The sequence below is a fragment of the Pseudomonas sp. Leaf58 genome, from assembly GCF_003627215.1.
Classification (GTDB): Bacteria; Pseudomonadota; Gammaproteobacteria; order Pseudomonadales; family Pseudomonadaceae; genus Aquipseudomonas.
Genome location: NZ_CP032677.1, coordinates 4,340,179 through 4,354,897, shown reverse-complemented (window position 1 = coordinate 4,354,897; position 14,719 = coordinate 4,340,179). Strand labels below are relative to the sequence as shown.

11 protein-coding genes and 2 pseudogenes are annotated in these 14,719 nt (G+C 62.5%); 6 read left to right on the top strand and 7 right to left on the bottom strand.

Features of this window, described 5'->3' with window-relative positions; all coding sequences use genetic code 11:
- Positions 1-16: 16 nt before the first annotated feature.
- The 5 genes and pseudogenes from DV532_RS20245 to DV532_RS31250 form a co-directional block, all read right to left on the bottom strand.
- Positions 17-1,009 carry a lysylphosphatidylglycerol synthase transmembrane domain-containing protein gene (locus DV532_RS20245; protein WP_056801939.1) on the bottom strand — a complete coding sequence of 331 codons (993 nt, stop codon included), beginning with the start codon at positions 1,007-1,009 and terminating at the stop codon, positions 17-19.
- The gene (locus DV532_RS20240) at positions 1,006-1,782 is read right to left on the bottom strand and encodes a DUF2334 domain-containing protein (protein WP_056801942.1); all 777 of its coding nucleotides are present in this window, start codon (positions 1,780-1,782) and stop codon (positions 1,006-1,008) included. The genes DV532_RS20245 and DV532_RS20240 overlap by 4 nt, the downstream gene beginning before the upstream one ends.
- Positions 1,775-2,896, bottom strand: coding sequence for a glycosyltransferase family 1 protein (locus DV532_RS20235; RefSeq protein WP_056801946.1), 1,122 nt, complete (start codon positions 2,894-2,896; stop codon positions 1,775-1,777). Before DV532_RS20235 ends, DV532_RS20240 begins: the two co-directional genes overlap by 8 nt.
- Positions 2,897-3,116: 220 nt before the next feature.
- Positions 3,117-3,881, bottom strand: coding sequence for a methyl-accepting chemotaxis protein (locus DV532_RS31255; RefSeq protein ID WP_372340008.1), 765 nt, complete (start codon positions 3,879-3,881; stop codon positions 3,117-3,119).
- Positions 3,882-3,974: 93 nt separating this feature from the next.
- A pseudogene (locus tag DV532_RS31250) lies at positions 3,975-4,991 on the bottom strand (cache domain-containing protein); the annotation flags it as partial.
- Between the two features lie 169 nt (positions 4,992-5,160).
- On the opposite strand from DV532_RS31250, the gene DV532_RS20225 reads away from it, so the two are divergent.
- Complete coding sequence (locus DV532_RS20225; protein WP_056801950.1) at positions 5,161-6,636, top strand: helicase HerA-like domain-containing protein; 1,476 nt, start codon at positions 5,161-5,163, stop codon at positions 6,634-6,636.
- Positions 6,637-6,743: 107 nt separating this feature from the next.
- Here the strand turns inward: DV532_RS20225 and DV532_RS20220 are convergent, their stop codons facing one another.
- Positions 6,744-8,216, bottom strand: coding sequence for an inorganic phosphate transporter (locus DV532_RS20220; protein ID WP_056801951.1), 1,473 nt, complete (start codon positions 8,214-8,216; stop codon positions 6,744-6,746).
- A 313-nt stretch (positions 8,217-8,529) separates the two neighbouring features.
- On the bottom strand, positions 8,530-8,730 hold the full coding sequence (locus DV532_RS30725; protein ID WP_056801953.1) for a hypothetical protein: 201 nt from the start codon (positions 8,728-8,730) through the stop codon (positions 8,530-8,532).
- A gap of 486 nt (positions 8,731-9,216) precedes the next feature.
- On the opposite strand from DV532_RS30725, the gene pcaR reads away from it, so the two are divergent.
- The 5 genes and pseudogenes from pcaR (at position 9,217) to DV532_RS20190 (ending at position 14,719) form a co-directional block, all read left to right on the top strand.
- Positions 9,217-10,092, top strand: a complete 876-nt coding sequence (gene pcaR / locus DV532_RS20210; protein ID WP_056801955.1) for a pca regulon transcriptional regulator PcaR — start codon at positions 9,217-9,219, stop codon at positions 10,090-10,092.
- A 328-nt stretch (positions 10,093-10,420) separates the two neighbouring features.
- Entirely contained in the window at positions 10,421-11,767 is a 1,347-nt protein-coding gene (locus tag DV532_RS20205) for an MFS transporter (protein ID WP_056801957.1), read from the top strand.
- A 164-nt stretch (positions 11,768-11,931) separates the two neighbouring features.
- Positions 11,932-12,027 (top strand): annotated as a pseudogene (locus DV532_RS20200) (CoA-transferase subunit beta); the annotation flags it as partial.
- Positions 12,024-13,229, top strand: coding sequence for a 3-oxoadipyl-CoA thiolase (gene pcaF, locus DV532_RS20195; protein WP_177339541.1), 1,206 nt, complete (start codon positions 12,024-12,026; stop codon positions 13,227-13,229). The pseudogene DV532_RS20200 and the gene pcaF, both read left to right, overlap by 4 nt.
- A 200-nt stretch (positions 13,230-13,429) precedes the next feature.
- Positions 13,430-14,719, top strand: a complete 1,290-nt coding sequence (locus DV532_RS20190; RefSeq protein WP_056801961.1) for an MFS family transporter — start codon at positions 13,430-13,432, stop codon at positions 14,717-14,719.

The window sequence follows — 14,719 nt, the reverse complement described above, 5'->3', positions numbered from 1 at the left end:
GAACTCTGGCAGCACCTTAACCCGCCTGACGCCGCCAGCGCTCCAGCAATGGACGCGCCAGCAGGCACACAAATACCGGCCCTCCCGCCAGCAGATAAAAGTAGTAAGTGACCGCTCGCCATATCAGGATCGCTGCAGCGGCTGTCGAACTACCCACCAGCGGCGTCAGCAGGCTGGCCGAGGTCAGCTCGGTGGCGCCAGCGCCCCCCGGTAGCAGGCTCAGCTGGCCAGCACTGAGCGACAGCATCTGCACTAAAAAGCTGGGGATCCACGCCAGATCCACCCCCAGCCCTTGCAACACCAGGTACAACACGCTGTAGCGCAGGCCCCAGTGCGCGCAGGTCAGGGTGAACACCACGGTCAGCGTACGTTTGGGCAAGCGCCAGGTTTGCACCAGGGCGTCAATGAAGTGCAGCAGTTTACGCGCCCAGCGGCGCCTGCGCGCCTGGTTCATGCCTAGGCGCCGCAGCAACCGGCCATTCACGCGCATCACCGTGCGCCGGTAGCGCAGTAGCGCAAGCAGCCCAGCCAGCGCCGTGCACAGTAGCAATGCACTGCCCAGCAACATGCTTTCCTGGCTGCGGCCCAGGCCGTGGAACAGCGCGTAGCCGGCAATTGCCAACATTGCGCAGAAAAAGAACAGCAGGTCGTTCAGCTGGTCCATGGCGAACACGGCGCCACTGCGCGCCGGGCCGATGCGTTCGCGTGCCAGTAGGGCCATCAGGGTCAAGGGGCCGCCGCTGCCGCCGGGGGTGGTGCAGATGGCGAACTCGGTGGCCATTACCACGCCCAGGCTGCGCAGGTGCCCAAGCCTCGCACCTTGCTGGCCGAGCAACAGGCGCAGGCGTAGCGCGTTGATGACCCAGCACAGCAGGATCATGCCCAGCAGGGTCAGCATCAGGCCGAGGTCGAAGCGCTGCAACCTCGGTAACAGCTCGCTGCCACCTAGCAAGGCCGGCACCAGCACCGCGCCAAGCAGTGCCAGGCCGAGCCAGGCCAGGCGGTTCATGCGCGGACCTGGCGGGCCAGCCAGGCCGATTTGGTCAGGGGCTCACGGCCCTGCGCCAGCAGGCCGCGCAAGGTGGTCAGCCAGTAGTCGCGGGACGCGCGGTGGCGCATGTCTACCGGGTGCAGGCCCAAGCGCAGGGTATCGGCGTTGTGCCAGCGTCGGCATTGCCAGTCGCATAGCACCCGCGACAACCCGCGGCGCCAGGCGCTGCGCGCACTCCAGACCAGCCCCGGGGCCTCGATCGCGGTGAAGTCCGGCAAGCGGTACAGGTGCTGCGGCGTGCTGGTGTAACGCAGGGGCAGCTGGCGCAGGGCTTGGCGGGTGCCTTCGCTCATCAGCCAGGCCGGCGCGACGAAGCCGGCCACTGGCCAGCCCTGACGGTTGAACAGGGCCAGGCCGTTTTCCAGGCGTTGCAGGGCTTGCTGCTGGTCAAGGGCGTAGAACTCGCCTTCGTGGGTGTAGATGCGGCGCATGAAGTAATCGCCGGGTGTGCGCGGTGGCGGGCCGTTGTCGGCATGGTAGTAACCGTGCAGGGCCAGCTCGTCACCCTGTGCCAGGCGCCGATCGAGCAGGCGACAGAAGCTGGGCGAGCGCAGTAGCGGATTGCGCTGGTGAAAGTTCGGTACCACCAGCCAAGTCATGGGCACACCACCAATGGCGTCTATGGCCTGGACGAAGGGCTGGTAGTCGGGCCAGGTCTCGGGCGCCACATCATGCAGTACCAGCATCAGGCTGGGTGATGGCGGCAATGGCTCTGGCAAGGGCTCAGCCATGGGCGCGTACCGTCGGCTGGTGGCCGAGCACGGCCTGGTAGTGCTGCAGCAAGCCGGCTACCACATGGTCCCACGAATAATGCTGCTCGGCATGCCGGCGCGCCTGTGCGCCGAGTTTGCGCACCCCTGCTTCGAACGTTTCGCGCACGGCCATCGCCATGGCCTGGCCATCGTTTGGCCGGCACAGGCGCCCGCATTGTTCGTTGACGATTTCGCCGAACGCGCCGGCACGCACGGCCACCACCGGGGTGGCGCTGGCCATTGCTTCGAGAATGACCAGGCCAAAGGTCTCCTGGTCGCCGGCATGCACCAGCAGGTCGGCGCTGGCCATCAACCTGGCGACCTCCTGTGCCGGGCAGAAGTGATTGATCACGCTGACGTTCGGCGGCACGTTGGCCGGCATGTTCGAGCCCACCAGTAACAGGTGGTAGGGGCGCCCGAGCTGCTGCATGCAGTCGAGCAGCACCGGCAGGTTTTTTTCCCGCGAGCCTCGGCCGGCGTAGATCAGCAGGCGGCTGGTGTCGGCGATGCCCAGTTCGGCACGCAGGTGCGGGTCACGTTGGCTGGGGTGGAAGGTGTTCAGGTCGACACCCAGGCGCTGTACATGCACGTCACGCACCCCCAGCCGGCGCAACTTGTCGGCCATGACCTGGCTGGGTGCCAGGACCCGGTCGAAATTGCCGTACAGCTTGCTGACGTAGGCCTCGACATTGGGGGTAAACCAGTTGCCCATGCGGTTGCTGACCAGCAACGGCAGGTCGGAGTGGTAGAAGCCGATCACCGGCACATCGAGCTGGCGCCGCGCCTCCAGCGCTGCCCAGGCGGTCAGGTAGGGGTCGCCTACCTCGATCAAGTCGGGCTTGAGCCTGCGCAGCACATTGCACCAAGGGGCCAGGCGCACCGGGAAACGGTAGCCGTTGCCGAACGGCAGGGGCGGTGCAGGCACTTGGTAGATGCCGTCGGCGTGTTGTGCGCTGGCACCAGGTATCAGCAGGCTGTGGCGGACGCCCTGGAGGGCGCCGAGGCGGTGGTGTTTGGCATCAAGATAAGTACGTACGCCACCACTTGCGGGGGCGTAGAACATGGTGATGTCGGCGATGTGCACGATCAGCATCCCTCCGGGATCGTCTTCGGGTCTGTCATCCGGCGCTAACGAGCCGGCGATGACGCGCCTAAAGGTTGACCTATCAGAAGGATAGTTTGTTCGATCGGGGTTGGGCGGGGGGAGGGCTGGGGAGCGGGGTGGGCTTCTTCGCGGGTAAACCCGCTCCTCCAGGCATGTGTTATTCCGGTAGGAGCGGGCTTGCCCGCGAAGCAGGCGACGCGGTTTGTGATTAGATGCGGAAGCTGCCTACCAGGTGCTTCAAGCGGCCGGCCTGCTGCTCCAGGTCCGAGCACGCGCGCAGGGTGGCCTGCAGGTTCTCTACCCCTTCCTGGTTGAGCATGTTGATCTCGTTGATATCCATGTTGATCGCCTCGACCACGGCGGTTTGCTCTTCGGTGGCGGTGGCCACCGACTGGTTCATGCCGTCGATTTCGCCAATGCGCACGGTAACGCTGTCCAGGCGCTCGCCAGCCTGGTTGGCGATCTGCACGCTGTCCTGGCTGTGGCGCTGGCTTTGGTCCATGGTCTCGACCGACTCGCGGGCGCCGACCTGCAATTCTTCGATCATGGTCTGCACTTGCTGCGCTGACTCCTGGGTGCGGTGGGCCAGGTTGCGTACTTCATCGGCGACCACGGCAAAACCACGCCCGGCTTCACCGGCACGGGCCGCTTCGATAGCCGCGTTCAGCGCCAGCAAGTTGGTCTGCTGGGAAATGCTGGTGATCACCTCGAGGATCTGGCCGATGTTGACGGTCTTGTTGTTCAGCGTCTCGATGTGCGCGCTGGAGGTGACGATCAGGTCGGACAGGCGGTTCATCGCCGCAATGTTGCGTTCCACCACCTGCTGCCCCTCTTCGGCCAGCAAGCGCGCCGAGCTTGCGTGCTGCGAAGCCTGGGCGGCGTTGCCGGCAATTTCCTGGGCAGCTGCGCCCAGTTCGTTGATGGCAGCTGCCACGCTGTTGGTGCGGTTGGACTGCTCGTCGGAGTTGGTCATCGACGAGTTCGAGGCGCTGATGACTCGCAGGGCCACTTCGTTAACTTGCTCGGTGGCCGACGACACTTCGCGGATCGAACTGTGAATACGCTCGACGAACCGGTTGAAGGCGCTGCCCAGGATGCCGAATTCGTCGTGGTTGTCGATGCGCAGGCGCTTGGTCAGGTCGCCTTCACCTTCGGCGATGTCTTCCATGGCGCGGGTCATGGTGTGCAGCGGCTGCATTAGCACACGGATCAGCAGGCCGAGCAGGCCGATGATGATCACTACGGCCACCAGCGTGGCAATCACCGCCGAGGTGCGGAAGGTGCTTAGCATCGAGAAGGCCTTGTCCTTGTCTACTGACAGGCCGATGTACCAGTTGGCTGACGGCAGGCCACTGATCGGGGTGAAGCTGAGCAGACGCGCCTGGCCTTCGCTCTGCACCTCGGTCAGTGCACCTGTCAGTTTCGGCGTGTGCTGCGGGAACAGGTCCGACAGTGACTTCATCACCAGCTCTTTGTTCGGGTGCACCAGGATCTTGCCCTGGTCGTTGACCAGGAACGCGTAGCCAATGCCGCCGAAGTTCAGCGAGTTGATGATCTGCACCAGGCCGTCCAGGGCCAGGTCGCCACCGACCACGCCGACACTGCTGGAAACCTTGTTGATGATGCCGATCACCATCTTGTTGGTGGCCATATCGATGTAGGGTTCGGTCAGGATCGGGCCGGTGGCGGTCATGCCGTCCTTATACCAGGGGCGGGTGCGTGGGTCGTAGCCGTCGGGCATTTTCGTGTCTGGGCGCACGCTGAAGCCGCCGTCGACCTTGCCCACGTAAACCGTGAGGAAGCTGGATATCAGCGCATTCTGGCTCATCAATGTTTCGGCGTTGGCCGGTTCCTGGGCGATGTTTTGTGCCAGGTTTTCCACCAGCTTGATACGGCCTTCGAACAGGTTGCGAATAGTGGTCGAAGTGGCAGCGCCCATTTCAGCCAGATAGTTCTCCAGGTCGTCGCGGATCGCATTACGCTGGAGGTAATCGTTGTAGAGCGTGAACAGGCTGAAGGCGAGTATCACGATCAGTGATGCTGCCAAAAGAATCTTGTGGCTGAAACGAAGGCTTTTGTTCATGGCGTAATCGGTTCCGCTAAGGTTTTATATCAGGCGCTTGCACACGTGGCGTCTAAAGCAGTGCAACATCCCGAAAAGTCCCTTTTCGGTTGTCCCTCTCTAATTAAGGCGAATATCACCCACAGGTATCGGCCGAATTAAGGTAAAGCTTGAGCAGAGGATTAAAGAGATGTCGGAATTTTCGACCATCGTTGTAGGCGCAGGCCCAGATGGCCAGCCAGTCGGGCAAGCGATGAGGCTGGCAAACCGCCATGGCCTGGTGGCAGGCGCGACAGGTACTGGCAAGACGGTCACCCTGCAGCATCTGGCGGAAGCGTTCAGTGACGCAGGGGTGGCCGTGTTCGCCGCCGATGTCAAAGGCGACCTCTGTGGCCTCGGCGCTGCTGGTGCGCCCCAGGGCAAGGTGGCCGAACGCATTGCCAGCATGCCTTGGTTGGGGCACCGTCCCCGGGCCTACCCGGTGAGCCTGTGGGATATCGCCGGGCAGTCCGGCCACCCGCTGCGCACCACCCTCAGTGAAATGGGGCCGCTGCTGCTGGGCAACTTGCTGGAGCTGACCGACAGCCAGCAGGCGGCGCTGTACGCAGCGTTCAAGGTAGCCGACCGTGAAGGCCTGTTGCTGCTGGACCTCAAGGACCTCAAGGCGCTGCTTGCGCACCTGAAGGACAACCCGCAACTGCTCGGCGAAGACAGCGCGCTGATGGCCGCGGCCTCCACCCAGGCCTTGTTACGTCGGTTGGCGACCCTGGAGCAGCAGGGCGCCGAGGCGCTGTTCGGCGAGCCAGGGCTACAGCTAGAGGATCTGCTGCGGCCAGACGCGGATGGCCGTGGGCGCATCCACTTGCTGGACGCCAGCCGGTTGGTGCACGAGGCGCCCAAGGTGTACGCCACCTTCCTGTTGTGGCTGCTGGCCGAGTTGTTTGAACAGTTGCCCGAACGCGGCGATGCCGACAAGCCTGTGCTGGCGTTGTTCTTCGATGAAGCGCACTTGCTGTTCAACGATACGCCCAAGGCGTTGCAGGACCGACTAGAACAAGTGGTACGGCTAATCCGCTCCAAGGGCGTGGGGGTGTACTTTGTCACCCAGTCGCCGGGGGATTTGCCAGATACAGTGCTGGCCCAGTTGGGCTTGCGCATTCAGCATGGCCTGCGGGCATTTACTGCCAAGGAGCAGAAGTCGCTACGGGCGGTGGCCGATGGCTTCCGCCCCAACCCAGCGTTCAACACCCTGGCGGTGCTGACCGAGCTGGGTATTGGCGAGGCCTTGGTGGGGGCGCTGGAAGACAAGGGTACACCGGCCATGGTCCAGCGGGTGCTGATTGCTCCGCCGCAGTCGCGTATTGGCCCGTTGAGTAGCGTGGAGCGCAGTGCGCTGATTGCTGCTTCGCCGCTGGCGGGGCGTTATGACAAGCCGGTGGACCGTGAGTCGGCCTATGAAATGCTGACCCAGCGCAAGGGTGAACCGGTGGAGCCGACGCCGCAACCCAAGGCGGACGAGGAAAGCTTTGCTGACAAGGCGGGCGAGTTTTTGCAGAGTGCGGCGGGGCAGGCGATCAAATCGGCGGTGCGCCAAGCGGCCAACCAGTTGGGGCGGCAGTTGGTGCGGGGGTTGATGGGGTCGTTGCTGGGAGGCAAGAAAAGGTAGTTTGCCTGTGCCGGACTCTTCGCGGGCTCGCCCGCGAAAAGGCCGCGCAGGAACAGCACCCATGAAAAAGGCGCCTGCGAGGGCGCCTTCTTGTATTGCGGTATCACTCAGCCAATAGCCTTGGACGCCAGCCAGAACAGGCCGGCCGCCAGGCCCATCGACGCCGGCAGGGTGAGTACCCAGGCCAGCAGGATAGTCTTGACGGTGCCACCTTGCAGGCCGCTTTTGTTGGCGACCATGGTGCCGGCAACGCCGGACGACAGCACGTGGGTTGTCGATACCGGTAGCGCGAACACGTTGGCCATGCCGATAGCGCAAGCCGCGGTGATCTGCGCCGACATGCCCTGGGCATAAGTCATGCCCTGCTTGCCGATCTTCTCGCCAACAGTCAGTACCACGCGCTTCCAGCCAACCATGGTGCCTAGGCCCAGAGCCAGGGCGACAGCCACGATCACCCAGAACGGGGCGTATTCGGTGGTGGCAGTGAGGTCTTTGCGCAGTTTTTCCAGGTCGGCCTTTTCACGGGCGTCCAGGCCTGGCAGTTTGCCGACCTTCTTCGCCGTGTCGTCCAGACACAGCAGATAGCGACGTACTTCGACGCGCTTGTCGGCATCCAGGCTATGGTAGTCGGTCACGCCCTGCAGCGAGGACTGCAGCGCGGCAATGGTCGGCTCGGTCTGCTGCGGGTTGCAGCTGAACTGCTCCGGCAGGTCGCTGGACTTGGCCTTGCCCAGTGCCAGGAACTCGCCCAAGGTGGCGGCGTTGCGCTGGTAGAACTGGCTCATGTGCAGGGTGGCGTCGCGGGTACGCTCGATCTGGTAGGTGGTGCTGTTCAGGTCGAGGACGAACTTGGCCGGAACGATACCGATCAGCACCAGCATAATCAGGCCAATGCCTTTCTGGCCGTCGTTGGAGCCGTGCACGAAGCTCACACCCATGGCCGAAACCACCAGGACCAAGCGGTTCCAGAACGGCGGGTGCTTCTTGTCGTCGAGCTTGCGGCGCTGGTCGGGGGTTTTGTGCATCTTCGACAGCGGGCGCCACCACTTCAGGCCGATCAGCACCAGGGCTGCAACGGCGAAGCCGGCCATTGGCGAGACCACCAGCGACATGGCGATGTCGATTGCCTTCTGCCAGTTGACACCGTCGCCCAGCGGGATGTCGTTGATCAGGGCATTGGCCAGGCCGACACCGAGGATGGAGCCGATCAGGGTGTGCGAGCTGGAGGCGGGGATGCCGAAGTACCAGGTGCCCAGGTTCCAAGTGATGGCCGCGGCCAGCAGCGAGAAGACCATGGCCAGGCCGTGTCCGGTGTTCACATTGATCAGCAGCTCTACCGGCAGCAGGTGAACGATGGCATAGGCCACCCCGACACCGCCGAGCAGAACGCCAAGGAAGTTGAACACCCCGGAGAAGAACACGGCGAGGTGTGGCGGCATGGCTTTGGTATAGATGACGGTGGCTACCGCGTTGGCGGTGTCATGAAAGCCATTGATGAACTCGAAGGCGAGTACGAAGGTCAAGGCGAGCAGTAGGCTCACCAATACCCAGGCATCCAGTCCGCTGAATAAATCGATCATGAAGGTTGTCTGGCGGTCTTAGGGGGGCGGGATTATGCCAGAAAACCTTGGCAATCGATGCACTTGCTATAGACCGGTGGCGAATTTCCTGTCGGGCAGGCGACGTGCAGGGTAAGGCTGGCAGGCAGGGAAATGTGCGGTAAAAAGCGCAAAAGCTGGTGAAAACGGGCAAAAAGCTGGATAAAAGCCCGCTTCGTTATCTTTCAAACGACCGTATGAAATTTGTGTAATTCCATTTCACCTTCGGCCTGGCGGTAAAGATCGACCGCGCCCGGGCAGGCCGGGCGACGACGCGTTGGCGTGGTCCCTGGGTTCAGGGCTTGTCGCTGCGCAGCTCTTTTTCCATGCGTTCCAGTTCCTGGTTGAAAGCCTGGTCGCGCACGCTGGCACGTTTGCGCCACGGTTTGCGTTCCGGATCCGGTTGAGCGGCGTAAGTGGTGACTTCGCCACCGTATACACCTTGGTAACGTTCAGCCTGGCGCTCCAGTTCTGCGCGCAGTTCATCTTTCGTCACGGTAGTACCTGAATTAAGTGTAATGACTGTTGTTATGCGTCGTGCAACGCGCACAGACCTTGCTGGACGCAACCGCTTGATACAACGGAGGTTGCATTGCCAAAGCAGGGTAAGGGCCTGTGCGGTTGATTATAGCAACCGATATTTCGCCGAACATCGTTATTTACCCAACCCTGACAAGATCTGACGCAAGTTACTGAATGCGTCCGAGAACAGGTTGGGCCTTCCGTACAAGTTTGAAAGGTATGACGGAAAAAAGTTCGTTGCAATCCGGGGATGCATTTGAAGGGGCGGGAAAAGTAAAACGGCCTCGCCAAAAGGCGAGGCCGTTGCCTGGGGACTTCTACGGTGGGTACCTGACCAGTCTCTCCAAAGAAGCCACAAGTGGCATGAGAAAGGTATAAGCAAACGTGTCAGCGGTCAATTGCGATTATCGGCCGTTTGTTCGATAATCGCACGACTGGGCGTTTTTTTTTGAGGTGTGCGATGAGTGACGAAACCCTAGGCAATGATTCCGTCAATCCCGAGTCGGCAAGGCCCGCCTCGGCTGCCTTGGCGCCGCCGATCGTGGCTTCCCCGGCCAAGCGCATCCAGGCCTTCACCGGCGACCCGGACTTCATGACCTCCCTGGCGCGTGGCCTGGCGGTGATTCAGGCGTTTCAGGAGCGCAAGCGCCACCTGACCATCGCCCAGATCAGCCACCGCACCGAAATCCCCCGCGCGGCAGTGCGCCGTTGCCTGCACACGCTGATCAAGTTGGGTTACGCCACCACCGACGGGCGCACTTATTCGCTGTTGCCTAAAGTGCTGACGCTGGGGCATGCGTACCTGTCTTCGACGCCGCTGGCGATCTCTGCCCAGCCTTATCTGGACCGCATCAGCGACCAACTGCACGAGGCTGCCAACATGGCCACCCTCGAAGGCGATGACATTCTTTACATTGCCCGTTCGGCCACGGTAGAGCGGCTGATTTCGGTCGACCTGTCGGTGGGGGGGCGCCTGCCGGCCTATTGCACGTCGATGGGGCGTATTCTGCTGGCGGCCATGGACGACACCAGCCTGCGTGAATACCTGGAGCGTGCCGACCTGAAGGCGCGTACCAGCCGTACCGTGCATGACGCCGAATCGCTGTTTGCCTGTATCCAGCAGGTACGCGCCCAAGGCTGGTGCGTGGTGGACCAGGAGCTGGAACAAGGGCTGCGTTCAATAGCCGTACCGGTGTATGACGCCTCCGGGCAGGTGCTGGCGGCGTTGAACGTGAGCACCCACGTTGGGCGGGTTACGCGCAGCGAGCTGGAGCAGCGCTTCTTGCCGATTCTGTTGGCGGCTAGCCGGGACCTTTGCCATCAGTTATTTGGTTGAGCCAGCAGGGGGCCGCTTTGCGCCCCCCTTTCCAATTTAGAACAGGCAAAACCGTTTCCTGTGCGATAAACGCACAGTGTCGTTCGCGGTGAATTGCGTCACTTCCGCGCGCTGATTAATGTCTCTCGCAACGGTCGGCTGTGCCGGCCGAACAAAAAAAACATAAGAGGCACTTACCATGAATACTGTCCCCTCGCTGCCGCGGCCGCACCCGCGCGCAGTACTGTTGTATCCAGGCTGACGCAGGCCCTCTTCCCCAACTCTCGCCCTCTGTACCGGTTGACCGCGTGCAGTGGCTAGGCTGTGCCCCTCATTCTGGATAACAACAATGAACCAAGCGCAAACCAACGTCGGCAAAAGCCTAGACGTTCAGTCGTTCATCAACCAGCAGCCGCTGTCCCGTTACCAATGGCGGGTCGTGCTGTTGTGCTTTCTGATCGTCTTCCTCGATGGCCTGGACACCGCCGCCATGGGCTTCATCGCCCCGGCCCTGTCGCAGGAGTGGGGGATCGACCGCGCCAGCCTCGGCCCGGTCATGAGTGCTGCATTGATCGGCATGGTGTTCGGCGCCCTGGGTTCCGGCCCATTGGCTGACCGCTTTGGCCGCAAGGGCGTGCTGGTGGGCGCGGTGCTGGTGTTCGGCGGCTTCAGCTTGGCCTCGGCCTACGCGAGCAACGTCGACCAGCTGCTGGTACTGCGCTTCCTGACCGGCCTGGGCCTTGGCGCAGGCATGCCCAACGCCACCACGCTGCTGTCCGAATACACCCCTGAGCGCCTCAAGTCCCTGCTGGTGACCAGCATGTTCTGCGGCTTCAACCTGGGCATGGCCGGTGGTGGGTTCATTTCTGCCAAGATGATCCCGGCCTATGGCTGGCATAGCCTGCTGGTCATCGGGGGCGTGCTGCCGTTGCTGCTGGCGCTGGTGCTGATGGTATGGCTGCCGGAGTCGGCGCGGTTCCTGGTGGTGCGTAACCGTGGTACCGACAAGGTGCGCAAGACCCTGTCGCCCATCGCGCCGCAAGTGGTGGCCGAGGCGGGCAGCTTCAGCGTGCCGGAACAAAAGGCGGTGGCCGCGCGCAACGTGTTTGCGGTGATCTTTTCCGGCACCTACGGCCTGGGTACGGTGCTGCTGTGGCTGACCTACTTCATGGGCCTGGTGATCGTTTACCTGCTGACCAGCTGGCTACCGACCCTGATGCGCGACAGCGGCGCGAGCATGGAGCAGGCTGCGTTCATTGGCGCGCTATTCCAGTTCGGTGGGGTGCTGAGTGCAGTGGGTGTGGGCTGGGCCATGGACCGCTTCAATCCGCACAAGGTGATCGGCATTTTCTACCTGCTGGCCGGGGTGTTCGCCTACGCCGTGGGGCAAAGCCTGGGCAATATCACCGTGTTGGCCACGTTGGTGCTGGTCGCTGGTATGTGCGTGAACGGCGCGCAGTCGGCGATGCCCTCGCTGGCGGCTCGCTTCTACCCGACTCAGGGCCGCGCCACGGGGGTATCGTGGATGCTGGGTATCGGCCGCTTTGGCGCGATTCTCGGGGCTTGGAGCGGTGCAACGCTGCTGGGGCTGGGCTGGACGTTCGAGCAGGTGCTGACGGCGTTGCTGGTGCCGGCTGCATTGGCGACCGTGGGTGTGATCGTCAAGGGGCTGGTCAGCCACGCTGACGCCACCTGAGGGACCGGGGCCGCATAGCGGCCCTCGGCTGCTGGGTAGCAGGGCAACAAATGGTTCGATAATCGCACAAATAGTCGATTATCGGATTGTAAGGCAGCCTTCAGTCTCCTTAATCTGAGCTCACTGAAGCACCCTGACCAGGAGCCTCCAAATGCCACGAGCAGACCACTACCGAACCCACCGCAATCGAGCTGTCCGCCCTGCGTGACCTCGAAGCCCGTACCGCCGCTGCCCAAGGCCAGCCGGCAGGAGAAGCCTGATGCGAGACGTATTCATCTGTGACGCCATCCGTACCCCGATCGGCCGCTTTGGCGGCGCCCTGGCCGGGGTGCGGGCCGACGACCTGGCAGCCGTGCCGCTGAAGGCGCTGATCGAGCGCAACCCTGGCGTGCAGTGGGACCAGGTTGACGAAGTGTTCTTCGGCTGCGCCAACCAGGCCGGTGAAGACAACCGCAACGTGGCCCGTATGGCGCTGTTGCTGGCCGGCCTGCCGCAGAGCATCCCAGGCGTTACCTTGAACCGCCTGTGCGCGTCGGGCATGGATGCCATTGGCACGGCCTTCCGCGCCATCGCCAGCGGTGAAATGGAGCTGGCGATTGCCGGCGGCGTCGAATCGATGTCGCGTGCCCCGTTTGTCATGGGCAAAGCCGAAAGCGGCTACTCGCGCAACATGAAGCTTGAAGACACCACCATCGGCTGGCGTTTCATCAACCCACTGATGAAGAGCCAGTACGGTGTGGACTCAATGCCAGAAACCGCTGACAACGTGGCTGATGATTACCAGGTCTCGCGCGCAGACCAGGACGCTTTCGCCCTGCGCAGCCAGCAGAAGGCCGCCGCCGCCCAGGCTGCCGGCTTCTTCGCTGAAGAAATTGTGCCGGTGCGTATCGCACACAAGAAGGGCGAGACCATCGTCGAACAGGACGAGCACCTGCGCCCGGAAACCACCCTGGAAGCCTTGACCAAGCTCAAGCCGGTCAACGGCCCGGACAAGACCGTCACCGCTGGCAACGCCTCGGGCGTGAACGACGGTGCTGCGGCGCTGATCCTGGCCTCGGCCGAAGCGGTGAAGAAACACGGCCTGACCCCGCGAGCCCGCATCCTGGGGATGGCCAGCGGCGGTGTCGCGCCACGGGTGATGGGCATTGGCCCGGTACCGGCGGTGCGCAAGCTGACCGAACGGCTGGGCGTGGCAGTGAATGATTTTGACGTGATCGAGCTTAACGAAGCCTTTGCCAGCCAAGGCCTGGCGGTGCTGCGTGAGCTGGGTGTGGCCGATGATGCGCCGCAGGTAAACCCCAACGGCGGCGCGATCGCCTTGGGCCACCCGCTGGGCATGAGCGGTGCGCGCCTGGTGCTGACGGCGCTTCACCAATTGGAGAAGAGTGGTGGGCGTAAAGGCCTGGCGACCATGTGTGTGGGCGTCGGCCAAGGTTTGGCATTGGCTATCGAACGGGTTTAACCAGTTCTGGCCTCTTCGCGGGCACACCCGCTCCCACAGGATGATCGTTGCCCACTGCACAACGGGAACCTGTAGGCGCGGGCTTGCCCGCGAAGAGGCCGGTACGATCGGCCCAAGGCTAATTGCCAGGCATAAGGCGGAACGAGTGTGTTACCAGGTATGTCTAGAATTACCTGTGACCCTCCAGGAGCAAACGCACCATGACCTCAACCTATTACACCGGCGAAGAACGCAGCAAACGCATCTTCGCTATTGTGGGTGCCTCTTCAGGCAACTTGGTGGAATGGTTCGACTTCTACGTCTACGCCTTCTGCGCTATCTACTTTGCCCCAGCTTTCTTCCCCTCCGACGACCCTACCGTGCAGTTACTGAACACTGCAGGCGTGTTCGCCGCAGGCTTTTTGATGCGCCCCATCGGTGGCTGGATTTTCGGCCGCCTCGCTGACCGCCATGGTCGCAAGAATTCCCTGATGATCTCGGTGCTGATGATGTGCTTCGGCTCGCTGATGATCGCCTGCCTGCCCACCTACACCAGCATTGGCACCTGGGCCCCGGCGTTGCTGTTGCTGGCCCGCCTGATCCAAGGGCTGTCGGTCGGCGGCGAGTACGGCACCACCGCCACCTACATGAGTGAAGTGGCCCTGCGCGGGCAACGTGGCTTCTTTGCCTCGTTCCAGTATGTCACCTTGATCGGCGGCCAGTTGCTGGCGGTTCTGGTGGTGGTGATCCTGCAGCAGTTACTGACCGAAGACGAGCTGCGGGCTTGGGGCTGGCGCATTCCGTTCGTGGTGGGGGCCATCGCCGCGCTGATATCGCTGATGCTACGCCGCTCGCTGCATGAAACCAGCAGTGCCGAAACCCGCAATGACAAGGACGCGGGTTCCGTTAGTGGCTTGTTCCGCAATCACGCAGCGGCGTTTGTCACCGTACTGGGTTACACCGCAGGCGGCTCGCTGATCTTCTACACCTTCACCACCTACATGCAGAAGTACCTGGTCAATACCGCAGGCATGACGGCGAAAAATGCCAGCTACGTGATGACGGGGGCGCTGTTCCTGTTCATGGTGCTGCAGCCGTTCTTCGGCATGCTCTCGGACCGTATCGGCCGACGTAATTCGATGCTGCTGTTTGGTGCCCTTGGCACGCTGTGCACGGTGCCGCTGTTGATGGCGCTGAAAACCGTGACCAGCCCGTTCATGGCCTTTGTGCTGATCAGCCTGGCGTTGTGTATCGTCAGTTTCTACACCTCGATCAGCGGCCTGGTGAAGGCCGAGATGTTCCCGCCGCAGGTACGCGCATTGGGTGTGGGCCTGGCCTATGCGGTGGCCAACGCAATGTTCGGCGGTTCGGCCGAATATGTGGCACTGGGCCTGAAAACCCTGGGGATGGAAAATACCTTCTATTGGTACGTGACGGCGATGATGGCGATCGCCTTCCTGTTCAGCCTGCGCCTGCCCAAGCAGGCGGCGTACCTGCACCATGATGATTAA